The organism is Chitinophaga sp. NPDC101104 (assembly GCF_050277495.1).
In the GTDB taxonomy this organism is placed as follows: domain Bacteria; phylum Bacteroidota; class Bacteroidia; order Chitinophagales; family Chitinophagaceae; genus Chitinophaga.
This window is the reverse complement of sequence record NZ_JBNNSF010000001.1, coordinates 160,309-186,875: the sequence shown is the minus strand read 5'-3', so window position 1 is coordinate 186,875 and position 26,567 is coordinate 160,309. Positions and strand designations below refer to the sequence as shown.

Below are 26,567 nucleotides of genomic sequence, written 5' to 3'. Positions count from 1 at the left end.
TACGCTCCATGAAGTCCATGGCCATTTCCGGGAAACGATGCTTTCCTCTATCGACAAGGCTCTTGGCAAATTGGGCAAATACTGATTTTGGTGAATGCCAATGGTGAAAGTTTTTACGAGTGCTTTTTTCTATTGTTTTTGCCTATGAAAAATTTATCGTGGTTTTTAGATTGCGTGGGGAACTTTTATGTTTTGCGCTTCTATTCAAAACGGATGAAGCTGACACGAGTTTTACATACCATGAACATCATCCGTGTATCGGTGTGGACAACTTCTCGTCAAATTCGTATTAATATCGTTACAAGTTCGGCTTTCTTTCTCCGGAACTAGGGTGCCAGGGCGTGCTTTATTTTGGAAGGATCGGCGACTAAGGAATTTCAAAGAGCATTCTCACTGTAGCGATGCGAATTTCGCGTCATATGAATGTGTGTGTTTTATCCAATTTGGAAATTGGCCCTTCATCGCTTAGATTTGTAATCACTTTAGGGGTGTTTTCCCGGAAACGGGAAAACTGAGATGATACCCTCAGTACCTGATGCAGTTCACACTGCCGTAGGGAAAAGTAATACTGAACTCCTTCTCTCACATCCTTAAAGTTTATTGTTTCACTTAAATTCCTTGCAAACATGGAAGTGCTTGTAAACAATAAACTTTATGCGGTGCAGCCGGAAACCTCCGTTACTGCGCTCTTACAGTTTATTCAGCTTTCAACCGGCAAAGGTATCGCCGTAGCGGTGAACCGAAGGGTCATACCCAGGCCAGACTGGCCCAGTACCCTGCTTGTGCCAGACGATCAGGTGACCATTATCCAGGCCACCCAGGGCGGATAATGGGGACTGCGTCAGCGATGCGCGCTATTGGTACGGTTTTCATTTCGAGATCCCAGACGGTTTCGCGTTCAGTGGGCAGGTTCCGTTTGATGCCTGCATACTCCGGAGCACAATCAATCACCCTCACATAAAATGACGGTGTTGAATGGTTCAACCGGCAACACTTTATAACGTGTTAAATCGTCGTTCATAGATTGAAATTGATTACGCATCATCACTGCCGGTCATTGGCAACGGTGACCAGTGTTGCTTCCATGTTCCATTGCCGGGAATTGCCGGGAGACCAGGCAGGAATACGCGCCTTTGTTGGCAATAACGTCTGGCTACCACCAGATTGCTTTCCAACGAAGCCATCCACCATCGCTGACTGACACAGGAATCCGCATCGTCATCGTCCATTAACAAAGACGAAGGCGCAACAACGCTTCCGGCGTAGCTGCCCGCAATCGCTGATCACGGCACATCAATTATTATTTACCGGCATCCGCACCAATCACAAGGAGCCGGACGAGCTTTTGCGCCTCCCGGGGACGTAAGGCCCTCTTCATGCCCATTCGTAACCTTTTATCTTTTTCAACATGCAACACCGTATTACCCGCACGCCATTTCCTGCCTCACAGAAGATCTATGTCGAGGGTTCCAGGCCAGACATTCAAGTAGCCATGCGCGAAATCTCCCAGACAGACACGCGCGCTCATGGCCGCCAGGGCGCTTCCACACCGAATCCTTCCGTTACGGTGTACGATACCAGCGGCCCTTATACCGACCCTTCCATTTTCATAGACCCCGCGAAAGGGCTGCCCCGATTCCGCGAAAACTGGATCGACGAAAGGGGAGACGTTCTTACGCTGCCAGCCCTGACTTCCGACTACGGCCGCGCCCGCCTCGCAGATCCTGCCCTGGCGCACCTCCGCACGGGTGAACCGCCGCTGCCGCGCAAGGCGCGCGCCGGCTCCAACGTCACCCAACTGCACTACGCCCGCAAAGGCATCATTACTCCTGAGATGGAATACATCGCTATCCGGGAAAATCAACGGGCAGACGTCGCTTTCCGGGACGGAGACCCGCTCTGGCAACAACATCGCGGTACGGGCAATGCGCCCAGGCTTATAACTCCGGAGTTCGTCCGCAGTGAAATCGCCGCCGGCAGGGCCATCATCCCCGCCAACATCAATCATCCGGAAAGTGAGCCCATGATCATCGGGCGCAATTTCCTCGTCAAAATCAACGCCAACATCGGCAATTCCGCCGTCAGCTCGTCTATCGAAGAAGAGGTGGAAAAGGCAGTATGGGCTTGTCGCTGGGGAGCAGATACCATCATGGACCTCAGTACCGGCAAAAACATCCATGAAACCCGCGAATGGATCATCCGGAACTGCCCTGTCCCCCTCGGGACCGTCCCTATTTACCAGGCGCTGGAAAAAGTGAACGGCAAAGCCGAAGCCCTTACCTGGGAAATCTTCCGCGACACATTGATCGAACAGGCCGAGCAGGGCGTCGATTATTTCACGATCCATGCCGGTGTGCTGCTCCGCTATGTTCCGTTGACCGCCAAAAGGATGACGGGCATCGTTTCGCGCGGGGGTTCCATCATGGCGAAATGGTGCCTCGCCCATCACCAGGAAAACTTCCTCTACACGCATTTCGACGAGATATGCGAAATCATGAAAGCGTACGACGTCTCCTTCTCCCTGGGCGACGGCCTCCGCCCCGGCTCCATCGCCGATGCCAACGATGCGGCTCAGTTCGGGGAACTGGAAACCCTCGGCGAACTGACCCACCGCGCCTGGAAGCAGGATGTGCAGGTAATGATCGAAGGCCCGGGACACGTGCCTATGCACCTCATCAAGGAGAACATGGACAAACAGCTGGAACATTGCCACGAAGCGCCTTTCTATACGCTCGGCCCCCTCACTACCGACATCGCCCCGGGATACGACCATATTACTTCCGCTATCGGCGCGGCGATGATCGGCTGGTATGGCACGGCCATGCTGTGTTATGTTACACCGAAGGAACACCTGGGCCTCCCCGACCGGGATGACGTAAAACAGGGCGTGATCACCTACAAACTGGCGGCACATGCGGCAGACCTGGCGAAAGGACATCCGGGCGCGCAGCACCGGGACAACGCTCTCAGCCAGGCGCGCTTCGAGTTCCGTTGGGAAGACCAGTTCAACCTATCGCTCGACCCCGATACTGCCCGCAGTTATCACGACGCTACACTTCCGGCGGAAGGCGCGAAGGTGGCGCATTTCTGCTCCATGTGCGGCCCGCAGTTCTGCTCCATGAAGATTTCGCAGGAAGTCCGCGAGCACGCAGAAAGAGATGCTGCCATGGCCGAAAAAGCAAAAGATTTCACCGCCAGGGGAGGGGAGATCTACGCATGATCTGGCTCATCACAGCACCGGAGTTTCCTTTGCCGGAAATGTACCAGGAGCAGGAAAGGTTAACAACGCACCTCCCTGAATCGGCCGGGCACTCGATGCCTGGGCACGAGGTAATTACCCGCGATCAGGAAGAACATACAACACCATTCCCAGGATCGGCCGGGCACTCGATGCCTGGGCACGAGGTAATTACCCGCGATCAGGAAGTGCGCACTACACTATTCCCTGGTTCGGCACAACGCTTCAAGTCTGGGCACCAGAGAATTCCCCGCAATCAGGACGTGCGCACAACACAATTCCCTGAAGCGGCCGGGCACCTGTTGCCTGAACACGAACTAAACCTCTGCGATCAAGCATCTCGCAAAACGCCGTTCCCTGAAGCCGCCGGCCACATGCTGTCTGAACACGAAGTCATCCAATCCGCGTTCGATGCAGGATTGGAAACCCTCCTGCTCCGTAAACCCGGCTGGAACGAAAGCGACTACGCCCGGTGGTTGGAGGGCCTGCCCAGTCAACATCGCGCCAAAGTTATCGTTGCTACTTTCCCTTCGCTGGTGGAAACGTTTATGCTGAAAGGCGTTCACCTCAGCGAAGATGCCCGTGCTAAAACTGCGCCCTACGAAATCCGGAAACTCCGCGAGGCGGGCAAATGGGTCAGCACTTCCATTCACCACGATTCAACGGTCGTTTCCGGATTCGATTTCGTGCTGATGGGCCCCGTGTTCGACAGTATCTCCAAACCCGGCTACAATGCACGGCCCTGCCAGTCGATCCCTCCGAACGCCATTGCCATCGGCGGGATCCATGCAGGGAATATCGCAGCAGCCCGGGCAAAAGGGTTCTGCGGCGCAGCCGTATTGGGCGCGGCCTGGGGGGAACCCGAACGCATGAGCGAAATAATTTCCACTTTGATAACCGCATGGCCTTCTTCAAAAAATTCAATTCACCCATTTAAACCCGACTCACCATGCCTTTTGCCATGAGCCTCGCCGGCCTCGACCCCTCGGGAGGAGCAGGCCTCCTCGCCGATATCAAAACCTTCGAAGCCTGGCACCTCCGCGGGCTCGGCGTTTGCACCGCACTCACCGTTCAAACCGACACCGAATTCCTTGGCGTGGAATGGGTCAGCGCCGATAATATCATCGCCCAGGCATTGCCACTCGTGCAGCAATACCCCGTGGATTATTGTAAAATCGGCATCGTTTCGCACCCCGAAACGATCGCGGAAGTAATTGCCGCACTGCGCGCCGTCCGGCCCGGCATCGCATTCGTGCTCGACCCCGTGCTGCGCGCCTCGGCTGGTTATGTTTTCCATAACGCCATTCACGCACATTGGGCGTCCGTACTTCCCTCGCTTACTTTGCTCACACCGAATTACGATGAAGCCGTAGCCATGAGCGGCCTTCCCGATGGAGAAGCCGGCGCCAAAGCAATGGCGCATCATTGCGCTGTGCTGCTCAAAGGCGGCCATCGGCCCCTCAAACCCGGTGTAGATACCCTCTTTCACCAGGATTCCGCAACAGACTTCGCTCCGCCCGCCAGCAATGCCTTCCCGAAACACGGCTCCGGCTGCGTGCTCTCCGCCGCCATCACCGCCGCCATGGCCAGCGGATTACCATTGAAAGCCGCCTGCAGCGCGGGAAAGGATTACACCTACCGCTACCTGATGAGCAGCCCGGAACTGGTAGGATGGCATGCGCCGGAACGAAAGCATATTAGTCAAATTCCGGATTGAAAAATCAGGGGCGTGTTCGTGCTCCGAAAAACGGAGGTTACCATAATACCCTTGAAAACAAACGCAGAACAGGGTTATAAACATTCCGCCCGATAACAAAAACCGAGAAATTCTCCGAAAACATGATGAAGTTGGAACGACTACTTTACATTTCGCAACAAACCGCCACCGCATCGCACGCCGATAATATCCTCTCCGCCTGCGAAGCCGGCTGCCGCTGGATACAGCTCCGCGTGAAAAACGGCGACGCTTCCGCAGCGGCATTCCAGGCCATGGACATCTGCCGCCAATACGGCGCCACGCTCACCATCAACGATCATCCCGACATCGCAAAAGCCGTTGGCGCACATGGCGTCCATGTTGGATTGCAGGATATGCCCGTTGCCGAAGCCCGCGCCATCGCCGGGCCACAGGCCATTATCGGCGGCACCGCCAATACACCCGAAGATGCGCTCGCTCACGCGGCAGCCGGCGCGGACTACGTCGGATACGGCCCCTTCCGGTTTACGACCACCAAAGAAAAACTCAGTCCAGTCCTCGGTTTGGCCGGATACAACAGGCTGATGGCCGCCCGGCCCAACGTGCCCGTCATCGCCATCGGCGGCATTTTATTGACAGACATTCCCGCGCTGCTCGACACGGGCGTTTACGGCATCGCCGTATCCGGACTCATCACCCACGCACCGGATAAAAAATCCCTCGTACAACAAATCCTCGATAGCATATGGACGAACTCATAATCGCCGGCCAGGCCTTCACCAGCCGCCTCTTCACCGGCACCGGAAAATTCGGCGACCTCTCCAGCATGGAACAAGCCCTCCTCGCATCGGGCTCCCAACTCGTGACCGTTGCCCTCAAGCGCGTAGACGCTGGCCATCAGCCCGACAACCTGCTCGCACACCTCCGTCACCCGCAATTCCGGCTGCTGCCCAACACTTCCGGCGTCCGCAACGCCCGCGAAGCCGTGTACGCCGCCGAACTTGCGCGCGAAGCACTGGAAACCAATTGGTTGAAACTGGAGATCCATCCAGACCCGCGCTACCTCTTGCCCGACCCCGTTGAAACCCTCGCCGCTACGGAAGCCCTCGCTGCCAAAGGTTTCATCGTACTGCCCTACATCCATGCCGACCCGGTGCTCTGCAAACGCCTGGAATCTGCCGGGGCCGCAGCCGTGATGCCGTTGGGAGCGCCCATCGGCTCGAACCGGGGGCTGCGGACGAAAGATTTCCTCGAAATCATCATCGAACAAAGCAACGTGCCGGTAGTGGTAGACGCGGGCATCGGCGCGCCCAGCCACGCCGCCGCCGCCATGGAGCTCGGCGCGGATGCCGTGCTCGTGAACACCGCCATCGCCGTGGCCGGAAACCCCGTGGCCATGGCAGCCGCTTTCGCAGCGGCAGTCCAGGCGGGAAGGAGCGCATACCTCGCCGGACTGCCCGCCGCCGGTACCCGCGCACAGGCCAGCAGCCCGGTCCTCGCGTTCCTGGATGAATCCGTAGAAAATAACGTAGCCGACTAAACGATGCAAACACATTCTTTCGAAAATATTTTCCGGCAATACGATTGGGACACTGTTAAAAACGCCATTTACGCCAAAACGCCGGCCGACGTGGAAAATGCCCTGAACAAGCCCCGCCGCGGGCTCGACGATTTCATGGCCCTCGTGTCTCCCGCCGCCGCGCCTTACCTGGAACGGATGGCCGCGCTCAGCATGCAGCTCACGCAGCAACGCTTCGGCAAAACCATCCAGCTGTACGCACCGGTCTACCTTTCCAACGAATGCCAGAACATTTGTACGTATTGCGGTTTCAGCCTGAACAACCCCCTCCGCCGCAAAACCCTCACCGGCGCCGAAATGCTCCGCGAAATAGAAGCCGTAAAAGCCATGGGGTTCGGGCATGTGCTGCTCGTGACCGGCGAAGCCTGGCAAACCGTGGGCATGGATTATTTTTCACGCGCGCTTCCCGTTTTCAAACAGCATTTCCCGCAGTTATCGATCGAAGTGCAGCCGATGGAAGAGGAAGACTACCGTGCGCTGAAACCCCTGGGCCTGCATTCCGTGCTCGTTTACCAGGAAACCTATCACGAAGAAGATTATAAAAAACATCACCCGAAAGGACGGAAATCAAGCTTCGGATGGCGCCTCGAAACACCCGACAGGCTCGGGCGGGCTGGCATCCATAAAATCGGGCTGGGTGTGCTGATCGGGCTGGAAGACTGGCGGACCGACAGTTTTTTCACCGCGCTGCACCTCGATTATCTCCAGCGGACGTACTGGCAAACCCGGTACAGTATTTCGTTCCCGCGGCTGCGGCCCTTTTCCGGCGGGTTGCCGCCAAAATCCATCATGAGCGACCGGCAACTGCTGCAGCTCATCTGCGCCTACCGCCTTTTCAACCCGGACGTGGAATTAAGCCTTTCCACCCGCGAAAGCCCCCGCTTCCGCGACCACCTCGTTCCCCTCGGGATCACCACCATGAGCGCCGGCAGCAAAACCAACCCGGGAGGTTATGCGGTAGCACCCTCGTCGCTGGAACAATTCGAGATTTCGGACGAGCGCAGTCCAGCCGTGGTGGCCGATATGATCAGGAGCCACGGCTACAGCCCCGTCTGGAAGGATTGGGACGACTTTGGGGCGTGAAAAGCGGGGCGGTCGACAATTTTCTTTGACAATCGGTTGGAATTGCTTCGCGGAGGCTAACTTTGCGGTATGGATCAGTCGAGTGGGAAGATTTACACGCTTCAATTCGGGTTGCTTTGCCTGAGCAACCTGCTTTTCTCCGCCAGTTTCAACATGATGATCCCCGAATTACCGGCCTACCTGACCAGTTTGGGCGGCGCCGACTATAAAGGCTACATCATCGGGCTTTTCACGCTCATGGCCGGTCTGAGCCGGCCTTTCTCCGGAAAACTGACAGACACTATCGGCCGGATCCCCGTGATGGTTTTCGGTTCCGTGGTGTGCGTGATCTGCAGCCTGTTGTACCCGCTGGTGAGCAGTGTGGGCGCTTTCCTGCTGCTGCGCTTCTTCCACGGCTTTTCGACCGGCTTCAAGCCCACCGGCACATCGGCCTACGTGGCAGACATGGTGCCTTTCAACCGCAGGGGCGAGGCCATGGGCATGGTAGGACTGGCCAGTACGATCGGGCTTTCACTGGGGCCTTCCATCGGCGGCTCCATCGCCAACGCCTGGGGCATCGTGACCATGTTCCAGATTTCGGCGGTTTTTGCGTTATTGTCGGTCGTGATCCTCATCGGTATGAAGGAAACGCTGCACAACCGGCAGAGCTTCCGCCCGGCGCTGTTAAAAATTTCCCGTCACGAGATATTCGAACCTGCCGTGATGGCGCCTGTGGTCATTACTTTCCTCACTTATTTCAGTTACGGCGCGTTGCTGACCATTATTCCGGATTTCAGCGCATTCCTGGGCTTGCAGAATAAGGGGCTTTTCTTCACTTTCTTTACCGCCAGTTCCATCGGCATCCGGCTGCTGGCCGGCAAAACCTCCGACCGGTTCGGCCGTGTCCCCATATTGAAAATCTCGGCCACGCTCATGGCCATTTCCATGGTGGTGATCGGCGTGGCGCATACGCCGGCGGTGCTGTTGACGGGCGCTTTGCTGTACGGGGTTTCGCTGGGATTGAATTCTCCGGCCGTTACGGCCTGGACGATCGACCTGGGGCTGCCCGAGCACAGGGGCCGCGCGCTGGGCAGCATGTACATCGCCCTGGAAGCGGGCATCGGGCTGGGGGCGTTCTTCTCCGCCGAATGGTACGGCAACGATCCTTCGCACTTCTCCAAAGTATTCTACATCATGGCCGGCGTCACTTTCCTCGCCACAATTTACCTGTTTCTCGTCTATCGCAACAAATACGTCCGTTTCGCGCGGAAATCCATCAAATCACATTACCGCAACCGCTAAAACCGGACGGCCGATTCCGAAACCCGCTGCAGCACGAACTTCACTTTATCCACCACATCGCCTTCGCGGCAGGCGTCGATATGCACGGGAATTTGAGCGGGAACGGCCGCCAGGCCGAGCTTCTTCAATTGCCCGGGGTCTGGCCTAACGATGTAATCGCCGGGCGGCAAGCCGAGGAAATTGTAGAAACCGTCCTGCTCAGACAGTACCGATGTGAAAACGGTCCCGTCTTCCCGGAGGAAATCCACACGGATACGGCCCATTCCCCGGCGCCGGTCGTGGTCCTGGAACAAAACATGCCCCGTCACTTCACCCACCACCACCACGGGCACCTCTACCAGCTTCACCTGGTTAGGCTCGGCCATGACGCTGATGATGGGGTTCCTGATCTTCCAGGAAATATTGTCGAAACTGCTTCTGCCGAGGTCCATCACGTACCGCGCATAGGGTTCCATTTCCATAATGAGCACCGCCGTGTCTTCCAGCCGCGGGATGAGCCTGCCGCCGTTCACAGACATCCGGAGCCCCTGCACGCGCGGCTCCCCGTTATCCCTTTTGCTGTTGCCGTTCAGGTCGAGGAAAGCGCAGAGGAGCAGGCCGCCCGTCCCCACCTGGCTGCGGTTGCTGAAAGCCGTGTAGCCCGTTTTTCCTTCGTGCACGAAGCTTCCCCGCATCGATGCCACTCCCGTAGTGGATTTATTGCCTTTTAAAATGGACAGGCCCATCTGCCCGAAAGCAAAATCCCACCGCAATCCCGCCTGGAACAGGCGAACGCCCCCTCGGAAATTCTCTTCGTACGCCACGTTGAGATATCCCCGCCTGAAAATGTAACGGCCTACTTCGCAACGCGCGGAAATGAACCTGCCGTCGGTATAGCCATACTGGACCTGCGGCATCACCAGCAAATTGCCGGGCAGCCGGAGCGAAAGGCCGAAGTTGCTGTATATGAAAGGATCGGTATCCCGCACCCAAACGGCGTAGTTCGAAACGCTCACGCCCACTTTCCCTACTGCGCCGGAAAGCAGCAGCTCGGTCGTGGAGTAACGGGTATATTCTGAAATAAGCTGGTTGAAAGTGAAGCGCGAAAAAATGGACATGCCTTTCGTGAAAAACGGCTTCGCGACCGAGAGCTTCCTTTCCTCCCGGAAATTGTAAATGATCGCGCGCTGGTCTTTTTTGTAGCGCGTATATTCCGCGTCTATCTGGATATTGGCGGGCAATCGCCACGACAGCAGGCCTTTTCCGCGCACTTCATGCGCATATTCCCCGCTCAGCAGCAGGTTGTTGGCCAGCCGCACCGAGGTGGTCACGAAGGGGATGGTATTGTTCCCGGGAATGGTGCTTTTGTATTCCACGCCCGCGCCCATCGTGAGGAACTTCGTGACGCCATATCCGCCCTGCGCGCGGGTGAGGAAACTGTGGACGGAATCTTCCACATATCCCGCGCTGGCAGTGTATTCGAATTCGTTTTTGGGAAGGAAGCTGAAGGGGATGCTCACGTTTTCTTCCAGCATCCTTTCCTCGCCCCAGGGGCCGTAAAAACGCAGCCTCACCTGCGAATTCCCGTACACGAGCGGCACCTGGAAGGAATATAATCCATTGGCATCGGCGGTCGTGTAATCCACCAGCGCGTTATTGACGTACAGCTCCACCGTCCAGCCGGGTTCGGTGACATTGGAAAGGGTATACGTACCGAAAGAGCGGCGGTAAGTGGTGGGCGCGTTCGTCACCTGCACGCCGACCACGGGGTCGAACAGCGAGGAAATGGTGGGAATGAATATTTTGCCCAGTATCACCTGCCGCAGGGCGCGCTGGTCGTTGTCTACGTACCGCCAGCGGTAATATTGCTGCCGGTGGTCGAAGGGCTTGATGATGTTGCTGTTTTTGAAATCGTCGCCCTGTTGCTTTGCGTAGTTGTTGTAATTGAGCGAAACGGTGGCTTCGCCGCCGGCGACCGTTGCGCCCGCGCGGAGATTAAGCCAGGTGTCGTTGCCGCCGGGGTCTCGCTGGTTGGTGATGACCGACCAGTCGGCCATTCCGAACCGGAACAGGGGCCACGACCGTTTGATAACTGTATCCGCCTTCAGCTCGCCCCGCAACTGCCGCATGTTTTCGCGCATCTGCTTTCGCTTGAGCTCCCTCACGGCCGGCAGCTCCACCGTCGCGTTCATGTGAACGGAAAGGTTGCGGAAATTGAATTTCGAGGGAAGGCCGAACACGGAACCGAAAAACTCGAGCCGTAAATAAAAACCGGTTTCGGAGCGGATCACGTCGTATTGATGAAGAAGGAAATGTTTGTCCTGGTAATGGATCCGCTGGCCGGTCATATCGATGACGTAGGGATTGTTTTCCGCGACGAAATATCCCATCAGAGAATCCCGCATCGAAGAATAACCGTGTTTGACCTTGAGAAAATCGAACACGTCGGTAACGGAAAGGTAGGCGGTGTCTTCGTTCACCAGTGCCGGCACTTCTATCCCCCCGATCCCCTGTACCACCAGGTAAACAGACGTTTCGTACAGCACTGGAGGGTCGTCTTTCCCCTTATCCCTTGCCGCCGCCGGCGATGCGAGCCATATCGGAAGCAGGAGCCCCAGGCACCGGAGCGCCCTCAGCAGCAAAACGATATGACGGCATCCGGTCATTCCTGGATAAAGGTTAATTGAAACGTTCCGCTGTAGGCGCCAACCGGGTTGGCCGACGGGCTGCCCACGGTGAGGATGCCGCCTACCCGCACAAGGTTCCTCGTTGGCGGCTGCGCCGTTGTGATGAATTGATCGCCGGTACTGAGCGTGCCGATCCGCATCGTCATGGTACCGCCGTTACTGCCGGTAAGAATGGCGTCTGGCCCGCGCATCACCTGGATGAGCGTTCCCTGGTTCGCGAGCACTTCGAAGATGGCCGGAGAAAACGGGTATCCCAGGTTAGCGCCCACGATGCTGCCCATGATCACCCGCGAGCCATCCGGGTTGATGGTGACCGTTCCGCCGCTCGCGCCGAGGAAGAACGCGCCGAAGATGAGCCCCTGCCCGGGTTCCACATGCACGGAAATGGGCCGCGGCGGCGGCTCCTGCGCCCGCGCACCCGCCATCATGGCCAGTTGGGCCGCCATGATCGCGATCGCGGTAAACAATTGCCGTATGTTGCCGATTGCCCTTTTCATGCCGGTCATTTTTTGATCATTACTTTTCTGTTCTCCGTTCTTTCGCTTGTCCAGAAACTGACGATGTACATCCCGCCGCTGTACCCGCTGCCTAACGCGTGGCGGCCTGCGCCGGAAAGCTCTTTCCGGTACAGCTCCTGGCCCAGCATGTTCGTAACGGTAACGGTACAACGGTCTCCCGGCGCATGGGAGAAATATCCGAACAGCTGTCCGCCGGAAACATAAGCGTAATAAACTCCTTCCTGTTCGCCCGTCCCCACTGCGCCCCGCGGCGCGAACACCAGGTAAAAACGTTCTTTATGGTCGCCCGAAGGCAGATCTAGCCGGTACTGCGTGCCAGGTACCAGCTGCAGACTTCGTTTCATGGCCGAATCGTAGAGATAGATGTTCCTGCCGGCCGGCATCCGTTCCAGGTTTTCGACGCGGAAGGTGATCATGCCGCTTCGTTCGGTAACGAGCCGCAGCGCGATCACGTCTGCCGTATCGATGAACACGGGCCAGGATTTCACGGAAACTTCCCGCTTGTCTGCCATCTGCACGAACAGGTTGGGCACGCGCTTGTCGGTATTGTAAATCTTGAGCGCGTCCTGTTCTTTGTCGAACCCGCGAACGCCGGCCGTATCGAAATACAGGACGGCCGGGTCAGACGGCTGCCCTTCGTCGGCAAAGCCGGCCGACAGCCGCAGCAACGGTGCGTTTTTCGGGTATTTCCGATGGAATACGGGCGTCAGGTTGTTGATCCTCACCGCATTGGTGGTGCCCAATGTCCCCGTCACCGGAAAAGTTCCGTCGGTGACATGCACGAAGAAGCCCTGCATGGCGGGGATCACATTGTTCGCCACCCCATCGCTGGAAATCCCGTTGATGAACGAACTGTACGTTCCGCCGTACTGATCGGTGGCGCTGGCGTTGAAGTAATAAATCGCATCGTCGATATTGGTTTTGGTCCATCCTGTAGCCGCATTCCAGTCGATAGGCGAGGGGTAGGGATTGCCGGCGAGCTGGAACCCTTTGGTATATGGCCGGTTGTTGTTTTGCAGCGTAAGGCTCACCGCGCCGTTGTTCACCGTTCCCGCCACATCGATCGTAACGGGCGAGGCAGACGTTCCGAGATTGGCGGTATACCCGCGCATCGGCACCAGGGGCGATGCGGCGGTCGTATAGGCCGTCCAGCCGGAAGAAGTTTTATTCTCATCGTACCGGTACAGCAACGGGAATGTGGACGCGAGGTTCACTTCGTCGGCCAGCTCATTGACGGTAGCATTCTGGAAGGGCGATGCGAGATATTTGTAACCGAAGCCGGTTGGCACATACCGGAGCATGGTAACGGTGCCGGTAACCTGCCCGCCGCCCGACCCGTCGATGAGCGCCGTCCTTGCCGCGGTAGAACCGAGCGTGAGGAAGCTGCCGGCGGAAAGTTGCCCGGTCGTGATTTTCAGGATACCGTTGACGAGGAGCGTTCCGCCGAGGGAAACGCCCGCGGCATTATTGACCGTCAGGTTCCGGATTTCGTTGCCGGCGAATATGCCTGCAGGGATAGTTTGCGCCGTGGCCCCGTTCAACTCGATGCTGCCGTCGTTTACGGAGAATGTTCCCGAAGAAGTCATCGCGCCGCTGATCCGCAGCAGCCCGGAGCTTACCGTCACGGACGCCCCGGTTTGTATGGACAGATCGTTCGCCGTGGCGGTGCCGGTGGTAATATTCGGATAATTGGGCCTGCCAGCAGGAATTACGACGTTGCTCGTTTGCAGGGGCACCACCCCGCCCGTCCAGTTGCCGGTGGTGTACCAGTTGGTGCTGAGATCGCCCGACCAGTTGATGCTGGCGATCAGTTCCGCCACGGCCATCGTTCCCAAAGCCCCGATGCCAGACACGGCGATAGACGTGGTGGTGGCCGAGTTAACTACCGGTAAGGTGCGCGATGCGCCGGCCACGTTCGTTACGCGCAGGTTCGCTGCATTAACGCCCGCGTCCACATCGGCGGTGTTCCAGTTCAGGGTTGCGGCTACCGAGGTGAAAACGGTGCCCGCGTTCGTGAAAACCCAATACCGGTTCACGCTCTTCGCGGCGTCCATACCGGAAAGGTTCAGGTCCGGCAGGTCCGCGCCCACCGTTTTGGCGGTTACCGTTCCTGCCGTGCCCACGCTGGCGAAAGTGAGCGTTGCGGGGGCGTACCGGAGACTGTCGCCCACTTCGAGCGTGCGCGCTACGCCGGTGCCGGTTGGTACCGGTTTCCGCAGATTGCCGAAAACCCAGCCCGTGGCCTGGGCGGCGCCGGTAACGTTGCTACCAGTGGGCATAATAACGGTCATGTCTCCCGTCCGGATGTTTTTCGCCAGGAAATTCAGTGTTCCGTTCACCGTGACGTCAGTCGCCAATTGCACGAACCCGGCCGCTTTATTCACCGTGAAATTGTTGAATGGCGCGATGGTAGACACCTGTTGCGTTCCCGTGCCGGCGAACACCATGGTAGACCCGGTATTGGTGAACGTTCCGCCAGACATGGTCCAGTTGCCGCCGATGGTATCTGCGAAAGCCCCGGGAATGAAGGTGCCGGCCGTCAACGTAAAATCGTTCATGATATGGAGGATGGCGGAAGCTGTTTTGTTACCGGCCGCGGAAATCACAAGGTTGCCGTATTCGGTGGCGGAAGATATCGCCTGTGTACTGCCCGCGTACTCCACGGTACTGAGCGTATCTACACTGTAATCCGTAAATGCCGGTAGCGAGTTGGTGCCACGGATAATGAGGCGGCCGCCGTCTTCCAGCGTCATCAATCCCGCATTTTCAGTAATGGTATTGGCGCCGATGTCGAAAATCCCCTGCGACACGTCCATCGCTACAACGCCCGTCAACGGTTTGCCGAGGGTGACGATGCCGCCGGGGTCTTTCAGGATCGTAAAATAAGCCAGGTCGAAAGACGCGAGGGAAGCGCTGGTGATGGTACCCGTGACAGGGCCGGTCATGGTCAGCGTACCGGGCTCTCCATTGTAGGAGCCGTTATTGGTAAAGTTATGGCTGACGTTGTAGTCCGATTCGGCGGAAATGGTCCCGGTGATGACGAGGTCGTAAAAAGTGGTACCGGGCGAGCCGGATATATTGCCTTGTCCGGAGGTGGAGGTCATGTTGAAAGTGGACGTTCCGCCGTTGAGGGTGCCGTTGCTTTCGATGTCTTCGCCCACGGTGAAGGTATAGCTGCCTGCATTGAAGATGGCGGTGTTGGCGATCTGGAAGCTTCCCGTCATGCTCCAGTTGGCAGACGGCGTTACGCCGCCGGGATTCGAGATAACGACGTTGTTCATCGAAGTGGGCGATCCGGTTACGCTGGTGGCGCCCGTACCGCCGAATACCACGGTGCCGGTGCTGGAGAACCCGGTGCCGGATAATTGAATGGTACGCGGCACGGCAGGCAGGAAATTGATCGTGCCGCCGCTGGTCACGGTGCCATTGTTCGTAAAGCTGCCGTAAATGTTGTGCGTGCCGCCGCCCGAGTTCCAGGTGGCGCCGCTGGAGATGTTGAAGGCGACGAATACGTCCCACCCCACGCTCGCCGTTACGCCGGCCGTGTTGTTGATATTGAGCGTTGCGTAGGAGGGCCGGCTGGTGGAATTTAATACCGGCGCTACGTTGCCGTTAAAATTGATGATACCGGTGGAATTGGATGTAACGGCGTTGATGAACCGGATCGTCTGCAATTGGGTGCCGGAGAAAGTGGTAGTACCGTTGCTGACGAGCGATCCGCTGTTCGTAAGGTCTCCGTTAACGATGGCGGTTCCGCCGCCGGCGTCGTAGGAGCCGGTGGCAGTGATGTTGAGCAATCCGTTATAGGTGATATCTCCTCCGGCCACGGTATAGCTGCCGTACACGGTTACGCGGTTGAAAACGTTGTTCCCGGAAATGGTTTTGCCGGCGCCGTTCAGGGTAAGCGTGCTGGTACCGGGAGTGAAGGTGCCGCCATTGATCCAGTTCCCGGAAAGGTTGATGGTATAGTTACTCCCGGCAAGGGTGGCCCCGCTGTTGATCGTCAGGTTCCCGCCCACGGAAATGGTATTCTGTAACGTCTTGGCCGCGCCGCCGCCGTTGCTGAACAGCAGGTTCCCGTAAGTGATGTTCCCCGCCACGCTTTGCGCTACGGCCCCATCGTACGTCACGGAGCTCGCCGCATTCAGCGCGTAAGAAGAAAATCCGGACGGAAAATTGTTCGCACCGCCGGCATTCAGCGTAGTGCCGCTGGCCATGGTCATGGACCCGCCTGCGGCGGTCCGGTTGGCGGTAAACGTTCCGAGGACGAGCCCTCCGCTAGTAATTGCAAGATTTCCGCCCAGGGTGATGTTTCCCGTCAACGTCGCAACGCCGGAAGACTTACTGACCGTAAGATTATTGAAGGCCGTCGCCGAAACGTTCTGCGGATTGGCGCCGGAGAGCACCACCGTTCCCGACCCGGGCACAAATGTCCCGGAGTTGCTCCAGTTGCCGGAGGCCGTGATGGTGGAGGTGCTTCCCTGTACGGTGGCGCCCGAGGCGATCGTTACGTTGCGCGCGGAGAGGTTGAAACCGCTCACGTTGAACTCCCCGGAACTGACCGCCAGGTCGCCCGTCATGGTGGAAGCCGCGGCCAGCAACGCGGCACCCGCCGGTTTCTGGATCGTGAGGTTATTGTAATTCAATCCCGCAACGGTTTGCGTGGCACTACCGTTGTATGTCACGGTCCCGCTCCCCGCAGAGAACGTTCCTCCGGAATAACTATAATTCCCACCGATCGATATATTGCCGCTTCCGGTAACGGTCACCGCTGCATCGCCGGCCTGCGTAACGCCGCCCGTCACCGCCAGGTTGCCATTGCCGACATTCATGTTGATGGAATGACCGGCCGTACCGTCAGACAACTGAAGATCGCCGTTCACGGTGATGTTCTGGTTTCCCGCATTGATGGTGTGTGTCGCATTGAGCGTCCAGACGCCGGCGATGTTGCCGCTTGTGGTCAAAGATCCGCCCGTCATATTGATGGTGGCCGCTTTTACGCTGCCGAAGTAAAGCCCCTGTACGCTTACCGCTGCCGAAATCACCGGCTGGTTGACGAAAGTGGTGTCGCCCACCACCGCGATATCGTTCGGGCCGGGCGGTAATGTAGGCGTACCTTGCACCACCGACCAGTTGCCCGCCGTATGCCAATCGCTGCTGATTTTCCCGTTCCACCGGGCGATGTTCACGGAGCCGGAAAGCGTGTAACGGCCGTTCAGCGTCAGCAGGCTGGTCTGCTCCACGTAATTGCTCGTGGTGCTGTTGCTGCTTTTTCCCAGTGCCGCCCAGGTGCCGGCGTTATTCCGCCAGATGCCCAGCCCCGCTTCGGGGTTGCCGTTCAGCTCATCGTCTTCGTAATGCAGCCGCATGGTCACCAGGGCAACGTTGAGCAGTCCTTCGGAAGTGACGGTGTATTCGCGGTTGACGCTCGCACCGGCGGGGAAGTCGGATACAGTGGTGCGGCGGACGGTTACGGTGATAGACGTAAGGGAATTGACGCCGGTCAGGGTGATGAGGTTGTTCGGGCTTTCGAAGGCGTAGGCCGTTCCGATCGCAAAACTATGCAGCCGCTTGATGGAGCCGAGGATGATGCCGGAATTGTTGCGGGTTGTGGTGATCGTGACGGTGTTGGCGCCGGTATTCATCCAGCCGCTTGTCATATTCAGCGTTGCCACGGTCGTGTTGCTCAGGAGGTTGACGGCCGTGGTGGCCGCGGCTTTGTTGACCGTGAGGATGTTGAACGTATTGTTGCCGCTTACGTCTGCAGGCTGCGTGCCGTTCAGGGAAACGGTGCCGCTTCCGGCGGTGAAAGTTCCGAGGTTCGACCAGTTCCCGAAAACCGTGTGCGTATTGGCGCCGCTGCTGAAGGTGCTGCCGGCGAGGATGCTGAGGTTCCCGTTGGCCGTGGTGGCGCCCAGCGCCGTCTTCGTTCCCCCGCCGCCCAGCGTCAGGTGATGATAGGTACCGGCCCGTACGTTCTGTGCGCCCGTTCCGTTATAAATTACGGTATTGGGTATGTTGGTGGTCACGTCCACCGTTCCAGCGGTTACGGTGTATGCGCCAGCCACGCCCAGCACGGCGTTGGAGTTCATGGTGAAAGATGTGCCGTTCACCGTAGCGTTGAAAAGGTTCGCCGTGCCGCGCAAACTGCTCGCTGCCGCGAAAGTGACTGTTCCTGCTGTAGCCGTAAAAGTTCCGCTCACGTCCAGCGCGGTGTTGACGGTAAAGGAGATGGCGGTGGAAACGGTACCCGATGGAGAAAGGCTTCCGAAAACGATGGTGCCCGTTCCCGCGATGGATTTCGACGCGCCCGACATAATGATGTTGCCGCCCGTTCCCGTGAACGTCCCGTTCACCGTCATATTGCCTCTCACTTCTATGGTTGCGGCGCTGCTGACGGAGCCCGTCACGGAAAGGTTGTCGAAAATAAGGTTGGGGCCGGTGATCGATTTGCCGGTGCCCGACATGGTAAAAGTGCCGCCGGTAGCATGCGTGAAAGCGCCCGGCTCCACGCTCGTCAAATCCCCCGAAACATTCACCGCCGCCTCGGCCCCGGCGGTAATGCCCGTTGCCGCGAAGGTGAGGTTGAAATAATTATGCGTGCCCGCTCCGCCGATCACACCGCCGGCTCCTGCCATCCGGATGGTACTGGTACCGCCCGTCAACACACCCGTCACCGTCAGATTTCCTGAAAAATTATGGATGAAGCTACCGCCGTTGAAAGTGGTGCCTGTTCCGATACTTACGCTTCCGTTCACCGTAATGGCCGATGCGGCGGTAAAACTCACCGATGTGGCCGTGCCCTGTGTGCTGGTAAGATTCCCCTCCACCGTGAAAGCCGTGCCCGGCATCGTTTTGACCGCCGCGCCGGAGTTGCCGGTCAGCGACAGGTTACCATAAGTTTGGGCCGACACGGTTTGCGCCCCGCCGTAATATTCCACCGTGCTCGTAATCCGCAGATCGTTCGCCGCGAAACCCGTCGGGTAGTTCGAAGCGCCCGATAACCGGAGCGTCGCGCCGTTGAACAACAGCAGGCTTCCACCGGCCACGGTCGTCCCGCGGTTGGCGGTAAAAGTGGACAGGTCCAGCGTGCCCGACTGCACCTCGATGCGCCCCGCCGCCGAAGTGGTGGCGTTCAGCGTATTGAGGTTCCCCGCCAGCGTTTTGACGGTGGATGGGCCGATGATCCGTAATGTGGAATACGTCAAATTGTTCCGGACGGTCTGCGCGCGCGTGGTGGCGCTGTAGGAAACGACGGACCCCGCAGCCAGTGTTGTGGTGCCCGTATTCGCATAATTGCCCGCGTAGGTAGCCGCTGTAACGTTCAGGATGCCGGTAGCATCTACCGTCAGCGTGCCGCTACCGGAAACCACCGGGGGCGTGGCCTCCGCGGGCGTGAAAGTACCGCTGACCGTCATGGCGACATTCACCGCGATGTTCGACTGAAGGGTGACCGTGCTGCCGGCGTTGATACTCAGTCTGCGGAAAGTAGGGGTAACCGTGGCGCTGATGGTTTGCGCCGTTCCGGCGAAATTCACGCGGGAAGACGTGGATGTTCCCGTATACGATCCCCCGTTCGTCCAGTTGCCTTTTACCGTAAGCGTAACGCCGCGGTGCGACACCGATCCGCCTGAATTGATCGTCAGGTTCCCGTTTACCGTCAATGCTTTGGCGATCGTCAGAAGGGGTACGTTCGTGGCGCCGATCGTGAGGTTTTTCGTGGCGGCGCTGGAGCTGATGTAAGGGTCCCACAGGCCGGTGAAGCTCGCATCCCCGATCACTGCATCCGTAGTGGCGTTGGGCACACCGTTCGTCCAGTTCGCGGCGTTCGACCAACTGGTGCTGACCGTCCCTTTCCAGCTGGTGGTTTGCGCATGGGCAATGCGCGGCCCTGCCATTGCGGCTATGAGTATGATCGCTAAAACTACCTTATTGTAAACGGTTTTCATTCCATGGAGTTAATTGCCGGCAGGCGGGCCGCACAGCCGTCGATACTATCTCAGGGGAAGCGCCGCCCGCGCCAGCGGCGGGTCCGTGGTTTCTTCCGGTCCATAACTTATTTCCAGCCGGCCTTTCGTGTAATCGGGCCCTTTTTTGAGCGGCAACAGGATGCTCCGCCGCTCGTTCGGCGTATACACCGCCACACCTTTGGCGAGACCGGCGCTGCTGCGCTTCCCGTCCGGACTGATATGTTCTACCCGGATGTCGCCATACACGGAAATGTTCCCGCTTCTTTTGAAAGTGACTTTCAATTTCGCGGTATCGCCTTTCCCGATCACGCCCAGGCTGTCGATCGATACATCCGCATGCTGATCGCCGTTCCGGACGATGACGGGGATGGAAATACCGAATACCGGCGTCAGTTTGATGGAAATCCCTTCCGGATCGGCCGGCGGTTCGTCCGGCTCGCCAAGGGCGGGCTGGTTGGGCTCTGCGCGCAAATAGAGATGGGAACGGTATTCGCCATTGTCCAGTTCGCTGGTATTGTACAATTGCAATTTTACGACCTGCGCTTCGCGGGGCGGGAGTACAACACTGCGGGGGAAAAAGCGGATGAACGGGCTGGCGAACCGCTGTCCCGTATCGGCGCTGGTGATCTGCTCGAACGTTCCGTTATCTTTCATGCGGATTTCGATCAGTGAAATCAGGTACCGTGCGGTATCGTCGCCTGTATTGGCGAGGTTCACTTCCTGCACTTTCTTTTTACCGTCAAATACGATGCGCATCGGGGTGATCAGGAGGTTGCCCTGGGCCCGGAGCGCGGGGGGAAGCATAAAAATGCAGGAAAACAGACCTGCGAAAAATAAGCGCATAGAGATTTGGTGATTGTTGTTGGACATTCATTCCCGGGTTTAGAAAATGCAAGGCCCTGACCGGCGATATGCGGCCACAGGTTTTTCAAAGACGGTTCGGTCCTGTTATAGGCTGGCTGTTAACGGAAAGGATCAATCATAATTCACCGTTACGGCGAAAGGGGTTGCGGAAACATAAGTTCCAGGCGCTTGCGCGGCGGTCACGTTCAAGGTGGCGCCAACGGTGAGCGTTTCCGATCCGCCGGTCAGCGTTCCCTGGCCGGAAGGGGAGCTCGTGAAGGCTGTCACGGTCATCGTGTTGCCGCCGGTATTGGTGATCGTTACCGGAGCCGTGGGCAAGGTGATGCTGTAGGTGTAGCCATCCACGCCCGTTACGGTAAAAGATGCAGCGGCTACGGTACCTGTGGTGGTCGGGAGGGTTACTCCGCCCGTGGTACTCCGCACGCCCGCAGGGGTCATGACCACTGTGCCTCCGGTGGACGACTGCACGGCCACGTTCCCGAAATTCATGTCGATATCTTTCGTGATCGTGATCGGCGCAACGATCGTAGCTGTTACCGTGGCGGTAGCCGATTCCTGCGCGCGGGAGGGCAGGGAAAGGACCGCAATGGCTGAAATGGTGAATAAAAGCGTGGACGTTTTCATAATTCCAGTTTTTCGGTTAATACATGAGGATAATAGTAAGGGAAACAACCAATCCGTTGTTGTCAGAGAATAGTTGATCTTATTTCCATTAACAATAGATTCCGGGGAAAAGTTGCATACGCAAAAATGCTCTGTTCCGGACAAAAATACCCCTCAATCTGCGGGCCAAATTGCAGGATGAAAACGGCTGGGCACAGGCCGGGAGATGGGAAAGTGGTCAGAACAACAATGGCAAAATAAGCCTGTTGCTCATATAACAAAAGTAACTAAATTGATAAAATAAATATACACACGGCAGGGGTTATCAAATCTAAAGTGTGGTTAAGTGTGTAAAAGGGACACGTTATTCCCTGAAAATCCCTCGTTCGAAACGGATTTTCCCTAAAAAAATCTGGGCGATGGATGCGCCTTTCACTTTGGCGGTGGATGCGCGCGGCCCCCGGAACAACGAATCCACGGTACCATGCCAAAGCCCCACCCAACGTTCGAAATGCGGCTGGTCTACCGGCAGTGTGCGGTGCTTGGCGTAGGGCGCCCCGAAATATTCCTTTTCCCCGAGCAACTGCGTGCCCCAGAATTTATACATCGTTTCCAGGTGCGCGGGCCAGGCATCCGGAGCGATGCGCTCGTTGAAGATCGGCCCCAGCACTTCATCCAGACGGATCTTGTCGTAAAAGCTGTTTACCAGCAGCTGGATATCGGCTATGCTTCTGATGTCTTCCATATCGCAAAGTTCGGTCAACAGGGGAGATTAAACGATGACGAAGGTCAATCCCGGTGGCGGATAAACCCGATCTCGTCCCGCGCATCATCTTCCCACTGGATCATTTCATCGAGGAACTTGCCGATGAAACGGTCGATCGCTTCGGGAATAAGTTCTTCAGGCTCAATGGTTTCCAATGTTTCGTTCCGCGGTTTTTCTTCAGACATGCCGTCGATGAACGGGAAGCTGATCCACACTACGATCTGCCCGTTCCGGGTTTGGGAAAACGATAAAAAGCCACCGATTTTCATTTTCTGTACCACGCTGAAGGGCGACTGTTCCACGATGCCGCTGGGCTCATGATCGAACACGAGGTACACGGCCTCGAGGCTTTGCATCATTTCATTGGCGCCGGCTTTCCACTTGAGGGGGAAGCGGGCCGTTACTTCGTTCAGGTACTGTATGAGGAACGGCTTGGCCTTCTGCTGCCAGGCGGCGCGGCGTTCTTTCACTTTTTCCAACACGGCGGCATAATCCTGGGTGAGTTTTTCGAGTTTGTCCATGTGTTCGGGTTTTGAAAAAAGAGGCTGCATCGCCGGAGCGTCTGCAGCCTCTCTGGATATACTTTCGCTCGCGCAGCTTACAGTTTTTCGTACAGCTTGCGCAGGCGGTCGCGGGTCATTTGTGTTTGCCAGTCTTTACCCAGTGCGTTTTCCCAAAGCGGCGCCAGGCCCATGGATACGTCGATCATCGTTTCGAAATCGGCGTCGCTGAGGCCTTTGGTGATGTGCTGCGGGATTTCCACCTGGTGTTTGTCTACCATCTGCTTGAATTCTTTCACACCAGCGGGATAGAATTCTTCCAGTTTGTCGAACACGATGCAGTTGCCCACGCCGTGTTTGGTGCCGAGGAGGTAGCTGAGGCCGTAGCTCACTGCGTGCGCCACGCCTACCTGCGAGTATGCGATGCTCATGCCGCCTGCGTAGGAGGCCATCATGAGTTTTTCGTCGGAGTCTTCGTCCCAGCGGTCTTTCTTCAGGTAAATTTCCTGGCAGAGCTCCAGTGCCTTTTCACCGTAAGAACGGCTGAAAGCGTTGAGGAACGTGCCTTCCAGGGATTCGATGCAATGGATGTAGCAATCCATGGCGGTATAGAAACGCTGGTTCACCGGTGCGTTGTGGATAAGCGCAGGGTCGAGCACGATCTGGTCGAACGGTGTGTAGTCGGAATTCATGCCCAGTTTGCGGGTAGGCCCGGTGAGCACGGTGGTCCGGCTTACTTCGGCGCCGGTGCCCGACAGGGTGGGGATGCCTACTTTATAAACTGCTGGCTGTTTCACGAGGTCCCAACCCTGGTAATCGGCCGAAGAGCCGGGGTTGGTCATCATGAGGGCCACGGCTTTGGCCATGTCCATGGTAGAACCGCCACCGATGCCGATGATGCCGCTCACTTCGCCGAACTCGGCCTTCAGCTCGTCGCGCAGGCGGTCTACGTAAGTGGTTTTCGGCTCATGGGTCACGTCTATGAACACGATCTTGTCCTTCCCGCGCAAGGGGATGCGGGAAAGGAAAGGCTCGTTGCCTTCGAAGAAATGGTCCACAAAAAATATCATCGGCGCATCGCCTTTGCGGCGCGGCGCAATGATCTCGTCGAGCTGGCTGAACGCTCCTCGTCCGAAAATGACGTATCCTACCAGTTTAAAATTTCTGAATTTCATGTTATATCCCGGATTTTTTGTGTTTACGGTTGGTCCAGCAGGCGGGAAGCTCTTTCGAGGTCTTCCGGCGTATCGATTTCCACGCCCATATAGTCGGTTACGACCATCTTCAGGGGGATTCCCATTTCAAGATATCGCAGACATTCTACTTTTTCGGCGGCTTCGAGCGGCGTCATGGGCGTTTGCGTGAACCGGAGCAGCGCCTGGCGGCGGAAGGCATAAATGCCGATATGCTCGTAGTACACGGTAGGCACGTTTTTGTCGCGCGGGTAGGGGATCACGGAGCGGGAGAACATGAGCGAGTTGAAATCCTTGTCTACCGCAACTTTCACGAAGTTGGGGTCTTCAATGTCTTTCCAGTCTTTCAGTTCCTGCATGAGCGATGCCACCTGCACCTTTTTTCCTGCTTCCCCTTCAAAAACCTGCAGGAGTTTTTCCAGCGGCTCTTTCCGGGTGAAAGGCGTATCGCCCTGAACGTTCACTACGATTTCCACGTCGTCCATATCTTCCACGGCTTCGGCGATGCGGTCAGACCCGCTTTCGTGCTCGCGCTTGCTCATGATGGCCTTTCCGCCGTTGCGGGTGATCTCTTCGAAAATGACTTCACTGTCGGTCACCACCATTACTTCGTCGAACACACCGGTGTCGCGGGTAGACTCGTATGTCCGCCAGATAACGGTTTTACCTGCCAGCACTGCCATCATTTTGCCGGGAAACCGGCTGGCGGCGTAGCGCGCCGGGATCAATGCGATTTTCTTCATGACGGGAATTTGTGATTACAGTACGCTTTTCACGGCAGTCGCCAGTTTTTCGGCACGTTCGCGCACGTCCGCGTCAGTCCATGCGAGGCTGATGGGGAACGAGATGCAGCGGCCGATGATGGCGTCGGAAGCGGGGAATTGTTTGGTTTGATAAGCGGCGAGGTCTTTCGCGAGTTGTTCGGGGAACTTCGAGAGCGTAGCGCCCGATTGCAGGTGATGCCACTTGCGGAAGTAATGCCAGTTATTGTCGAACCAGTGGAACGCGGGCAGGCCGGCGGCTTTCATGGCCTTGGCGGCTGCGCGTGCGGTATCCAGGTCGGGGAGGAAGAAGGAAAGATGGGTGCAGCTGTCGCCCGAGGGGTCGGGTATCCGGCGGAATTCCACCTGCGGAACCGCTGCCAGTGCTTCTTTCACGATGTCGTAATTGTTGCGCAGGATCGCGAGGAATTTATCCAGCTTGCGGATCTGTGCAAGGCCTACGGCGGCGTGCAGTTCGGAGATACGGAAGTTGAAGCCCAGGTGCGGATGGTCGTCTGCACCACGGTCTGCCCCGCCGAGATGGTCGTGCCCATGGTCGGAGTAAGCGTCTGCTTTCGTATATACGTCTTTATCGTTGGTGATGATCGCCCCGCCTTCTGCGCAGGTGATCGTTTTCACGAAGTCGAAGGAGAAAGTGCCGGCGTGGCCGATGGAACCGAGAGCCTGGCCTTTGTAGGTGGCACCGGTAGACTGGCAGGCGTCTTCCAGCAAAATGAGGTTATGCTCGCGGCAGATGTCCATGAGCGCATCCATATCGGCCATGGAGCCGCACATATGAACGGGCATCACGCATTTGGTGCGCGGGGTGATGGCGGCGCGAACGGCGGCCGGGGCCAGCGTCAGCGTATCGTCCACATCCACCAGCACGGGCGTTGCGCCTACAGACAGCACCGCTTCGAAGCTGGCCACGAATGTAAAAGTGGGCATGATGATCTCGTCTCCCGCGCCAATGCCCAAAGCGGCCATGGCGGTCGTGAGCGCGGTGGTACCGCTCGATGTCAGCTGCGCGTATTGCACGTTAAAACGCTCGCAAAGCGCCTGCTCCAGTTCTTTCGCTTTATAGATCCCTTTGCGGGGACCGTCGAATCCGTAACGCATGTAAATTCCTGTCTCGAGGACGTCGTTCACTTCCTTTTTTTCTTCGGCGCCAAATAGTTCAAATCCGGGCATAATGCAAAATTTTTGTAGTCGTGCAAAGGTAGAACAATCCCGGAATGGAATTTCGATAAAAACCGTTAAACTTTTCGGGCATGAGATATTACGGAATTGGATGATTTATATATGAATATCAATTGCTTATATAGATTTTTAATCCGGAAACCGCGGAAACCCGCCACAAAAAAGCCGGAACCTCCCGCCGGGGATTTGCTTATTTTCATGCCATTAACAACCATCACATGCAAAAACTCTTCCTGGCCACCGCCATTCTCCTTTCAACCGCCGCCTCCGTTTCCGCGCAAGATCCGGCCGAAACCCGCATCCGGCAAGTCATGCAAACCCAGCTCGAAGCCTGGAACCGGGGCGATATCGTGGCGTTTATGGACACCTACTGGAAATCCGATTCGCTGCTCTTCATCGGCAGTAAAGGTTTGACGTACGGATGGCAGGCTACGCTCGACAATTACAAAAAAGCCTATCCCGGCAAGGAAGGCATGGGGCAGCTGGCGTTCAAACTGCTCGAATTCAAAAAACTGGCGAACGATGCTTATTTTGTAGTAGGCAAGTGGCAGCTCACGCGCACCATCGGCAATCTCGACGGGCATTTTTCCATCCTGCTCCGCCGCATCAACGGCGAATGGAAGATCGTGGCAGACCACTCCAGCTAAAC

At 57.2% G+C, this 26,567-nt stretch carries 19 protein-coding genes and 1 riboswitch; of the genes, 9 read left to right on the top strand and 10 right to left on the bottom strand.

The annotated features are described in order from the left end of the window. Positions 1-474 precede the first annotated feature (474 nt). Positions 475-576: riboswitch (TPP riboswitch) on the top strand. Positions 577-626: 50 nt separating this feature from the next. The 8 genes from thiS to ACQKLP_RS00805 all read left to right on the top strand — a co-directional run bounded on the left by thiS (position 627) and on the right by ACQKLP_RS00805 (position 8,877). Continuing rightward, positions 627-830 carry a sulfur carrier protein ThiS gene (thiS, locus tag ACQKLP_RS00840; RefSeq protein WP_126249216.1) on the top strand — a complete coding sequence of 68 codons (204 nt, stop codon included), beginning with the start codon at positions 627-629 and terminating at the stop codon, positions 828-830. Between the two features lie 578 nt (positions 831-1,408). Then, the gene (thiC, locus tag ACQKLP_RS00835; RefSeq protein ID WP_427319158.1) at positions 1,409-3,220 is read left to right on the top strand and encodes a phosphomethylpyrimidine synthase ThiC; all 1,812 of its coding nucleotides are present in this window, start codon (positions 1,409-1,411) and stop codon (positions 3,218-3,220) included. Continuing rightward, positions 3,217-4,203: a thiamine phosphate synthase gene (locus tag ACQKLP_RS00830; RefSeq protein WP_427319156.1), complete on the top strand. Its 987-nt coding sequence runs from the start codon at positions 3,217-3,219 to the stop codon at positions 4,201-4,203. Before thiC ends, ACQKLP_RS00830 begins: the two co-directional genes overlap by 4 nt. Continuing rightward, positions 4,188-4,955: a hydroxymethylpyrimidine/phosphomethylpyrimidine kinase gene (locus ACQKLP_RS00825; RefSeq protein ID WP_427319154.1), complete on the top strand. Its 768-nt coding sequence runs from the start codon at positions 4,188-4,190 to the stop codon at positions 4,953-4,955. Before ACQKLP_RS00830 ends, ACQKLP_RS00825 begins: the two co-directional genes overlap by 16 nt. Before the next feature lie 125 nt (positions 4,956-5,080). After that, on the top strand, positions 5,081-5,695 hold the full coding sequence (locus ACQKLP_RS00820; RefSeq protein ID WP_427324350.1) for a thiamine phosphate synthase: 615 nt from the start codon (positions 5,081-5,083) through the stop codon (positions 5,693-5,695). After that, positions 5,680-6,474, top strand: a complete 795-nt coding sequence (locus ACQKLP_RS00815) for a thiazole synthase (RefSeq protein ID WP_427319152.1) — start codon at positions 5,680-5,682, stop codon at positions 6,472-6,474. Before ACQKLP_RS00820 ends, ACQKLP_RS00815 begins: the two co-directional genes overlap by 16 nt. Before the next feature lie 3 nt (positions 6,475-6,477). Then, positions 6,478-7,596 (top strand): 2-iminoacetate synthase ThiH, encoded by a 1,119-nt coding sequence (gene thiH / locus ACQKLP_RS00810; RefSeq protein WP_427319150.1) that lies wholly within the window; start codon positions 6,478-6,480, stop codon positions 7,594-7,596. Between the two features lie 69 nt (positions 7,597-7,665). Next, positions 7,666-8,877: an MFS transporter gene (locus ACQKLP_RS00805; protein WP_427319148.1), complete on the top strand. Its 1,212-nt coding sequence runs from the start codon at positions 7,666-7,668 to the stop codon at positions 8,875-8,877. Here ACQKLP_RS00805 and ACQKLP_RS00800 read toward each other — a convergent pair. The 10 genes from ACQKLP_RS00800 to ACQKLP_RS00755 form a co-directional block, all read right to left on the bottom strand. Beyond that, positions 8,874-11,522: a hypothetical protein gene (locus ACQKLP_RS00800; protein WP_427319146.1), complete on the bottom strand. Its 2,649-nt coding sequence runs from the start codon at positions 11,520-11,522 to the stop codon at positions 8,874-8,876. The genes ACQKLP_RS00805 and ACQKLP_RS00800 overlap by 4 nt on opposite strands. Then, positions 11,519-12,040, bottom strand: coding sequence for a DUF4402 domain-containing protein (locus ACQKLP_RS00795; RefSeq protein WP_427319144.1), 522 nt, complete (start codon positions 12,038-12,040; stop codon positions 11,519-11,521). The genes ACQKLP_RS00800 and ACQKLP_RS00795 overlap by 4 nt, the downstream gene beginning before the upstream one ends. 5 nt (positions 12,041-12,045) lie before the next feature. Then, positions 12,046-20,010, bottom strand: coding sequence for a hypothetical protein (locus ACQKLP_RS00790; RefSeq protein ID WP_427319142.1), 7,965 nt, complete (start codon positions 20,008-20,010; stop codon positions 12,046-12,048). A 45-nt stretch (positions 20,011-20,055) separates the two neighbouring features. Beyond that, positions 20,056-20,874, bottom strand: a complete 819-nt coding sequence (locus ACQKLP_RS00785) for a fimbrial biogenesis chaperone (RefSeq protein WP_427319140.1) — start codon at positions 20,872-20,874, stop codon at positions 20,056-20,058. A gap of 132 nt (positions 20,875-21,006) precedes the next feature. Beyond that, positions 21,007-21,519: a DUF4402 domain-containing protein gene (locus ACQKLP_RS00780; protein WP_427319138.1), complete on the bottom strand. Its 513-nt coding sequence runs from the start codon at positions 21,517-21,519 to the stop codon at positions 21,007-21,009. A 343-nt stretch (positions 21,520-21,862) separates the two neighbouring features. After that, positions 21,863-22,243 (bottom strand): group III truncated hemoglobin, encoded by a 381-nt coding sequence (locus tag ACQKLP_RS00775; RefSeq protein WP_427319136.1) that lies wholly within the window; start codon positions 22,241-22,243, stop codon positions 21,863-21,865. 44 nt (positions 22,244-22,287) lie between these two features. After that, positions 22,288-22,785 (bottom strand): hypothetical protein, encoded by a 498-nt coding sequence (locus tag ACQKLP_RS00770; protein ID WP_427319134.1) that lies wholly within the window; start codon positions 22,783-22,785, stop codon positions 22,288-22,290. A 77-nt stretch (positions 22,786-22,862) separates the two neighbouring features. Further along, on the bottom strand, positions 22,863-23,939 hold the full coding sequence (locus ACQKLP_RS00765; protein ID WP_427319132.1) for an iron-containing alcohol dehydrogenase family protein: 1,077 nt from the start codon (positions 23,937-23,939) through the stop codon (positions 22,863-22,865). A 23-nt stretch (positions 23,940-23,962) separates the two neighbouring features. Then, positions 23,963-24,700 (bottom strand): 3-deoxy-manno-octulosonate cytidylyltransferase, encoded by a 738-nt coding sequence (gene kdsB, locus ACQKLP_RS00760; RefSeq protein ID WP_341842145.1) that lies wholly within the window; start codon positions 24,698-24,700, stop codon positions 23,963-23,965. A 15-nt stretch (positions 24,701-24,715) separates the two neighbouring features. After that, positions 24,716-25,909, bottom strand: a complete 1,194-nt coding sequence (locus tag ACQKLP_RS00755; protein WP_427319130.1) for a DegT/DnrJ/EryC1/StrS family aminotransferase — start codon at positions 25,907-25,909, stop codon at positions 24,716-24,718. Positions 25,910-26,136: 227 nt separating this feature from the next. On the opposite strand from ACQKLP_RS00755, the gene ACQKLP_RS00750 reads away from it, so the two are divergent. Next, on the top strand, positions 26,137-26,565 hold the full coding sequence (locus ACQKLP_RS00750; RefSeq protein WP_427319128.1) for a YybH family protein: 429 nt from the start codon (positions 26,137-26,139) through the stop codon (positions 26,563-26,565). Positions 26,566-26,567 lie beyond the last annotated feature (2 nt).

What these genes read in the sequence shown, in the direction of transcription:
- ACQKLP_RS00785 (WP_427319140.1), bottom strand. Translation starts at nt 20,874, where the DNA reads ATGCGCTTATTTTTCGCAGGTCTGTTTTCCTGCATTTTTATGCTTCCC.
- ACQKLP_RS00800 (WP_427319146.1), bottom strand. Translation starts at nt 11,522, where the DNA reads ATGACCGGATGCCGTCATATCGTTTTGCTGCTGAGGGCGCTCCGGTGC.
- ACQKLP_RS00765 (WP_427319132.1), bottom strand. Translation starts at nt 23,939, where the DNA reads ATGAAATTCAGAAATTTTAAACTGGTAGGATACGTCATTTTCGGACGA.
- ACQKLP_RS00805 (WP_427319148.1), top strand. Translation starts at nt 7,666, where the DNA reads ATGGATCAGTCGAGTGGGAAGATTTACACGCTTCAATTCGGGTTGCTT.
- ACQKLP_RS00790 (WP_427319142.1), bottom strand. Translation starts at nt 20,010, where the DNA reads ATGAAAACCGTTTACAATAAGGTAGTTTTAGCGATCATACTCATAGCC.
- ACQKLP_RS00780 (WP_427319138.1), bottom strand. Translation starts at nt 21,519, where the DNA reads ATGAAAACGTCCACGCTTTTATTCACCATTTCAGCCATTGCGGTCCTT.
- ACQKLP_RS00820 (WP_427324350.1), top strand. Translation starts at nt 5,081, where the DNA reads ATGAAGTTGGAACGACTACTTTACATTTCGCAACAAACCGCCACCGCA.
- kdsB (WP_341842145.1), bottom strand. Translation starts at nt 24,700, where the DNA reads ATGAAGAAAATCGCATTGATCCCGGCGCGCTACGCCGCCAGCCGGTTT.
- ACQKLP_RS00775 (WP_427319136.1), bottom strand. Translation starts at nt 22,243, where the DNA reads ATGGAAGACATCAGAAGCATAGCCGATATCCAGCTGCTGGTAAACAGC.
- ACQKLP_RS00755 (WP_427319130.1), bottom strand. Translation starts at nt 25,909, where the DNA reads ATGCCCGGATTTGAACTATTTGGCGCCGAAGAAAAAAAGGAAGTGAAC.
- thiS (WP_126249216.1), top strand. Translation starts at nt 627, where the DNA reads ATGGAAGTGCTTGTAAACAATAAACTTTATGCGGTGCAGCCGGAAACC.
- ACQKLP_RS00770 (WP_427319134.1), bottom strand. Translation starts at nt 22,785, where the DNA reads ATGGACAAACTCGAAAAACTCACCCAGGATTATGCCGCCGTGTTGGAA.
- ACQKLP_RS00830 (WP_427319156.1), top strand. Translation starts at nt 3,217, where the DNA reads ATGATCTGGCTCATCACAGCACCGGAGTTTCCTTTGCCGGAAATGTAC.
- thiC (WP_427319158.1), top strand. Translation starts at nt 1,409, where the DNA reads ATGCAACACCGTATTACCCGCACGCCATTTCCTGCCTCACAGAAGATC.
- ACQKLP_RS00825 (WP_427319154.1), top strand. Translation starts at nt 4,188, where the DNA reads ATGCCTTTTGCCATGAGCCTCGCCGGCCTCGACCCCTCGGGAGGAGCA.
- ACQKLP_RS00815 (WP_427319152.1), top strand. Translation starts at nt 5,680, where the DNA reads ATGGACGAACTCATAATCGCCGGCCAGGCCTTCACCAGCCGCCTCTTC.
- ACQKLP_RS00750 (WP_427319128.1), top strand. Translation starts at nt 26,137, where the DNA reads ATGCAAAAACTCTTCCTGGCCACCGCCATTCTCCTTTCAACCGCCGCC.
- thiH (WP_427319150.1), top strand. Translation starts at nt 6,478, where the DNA reads ATGCAAACACATTCTTTCGAAAATATTTTCCGGCAATACGATTGGGAC.
- ACQKLP_RS00795 (WP_427319144.1), bottom strand. Translation starts at nt 12,040, where the DNA reads ATGAAAAGGGCAATCGGCAACATACGGCAATTGTTTACCGCGATCGCG.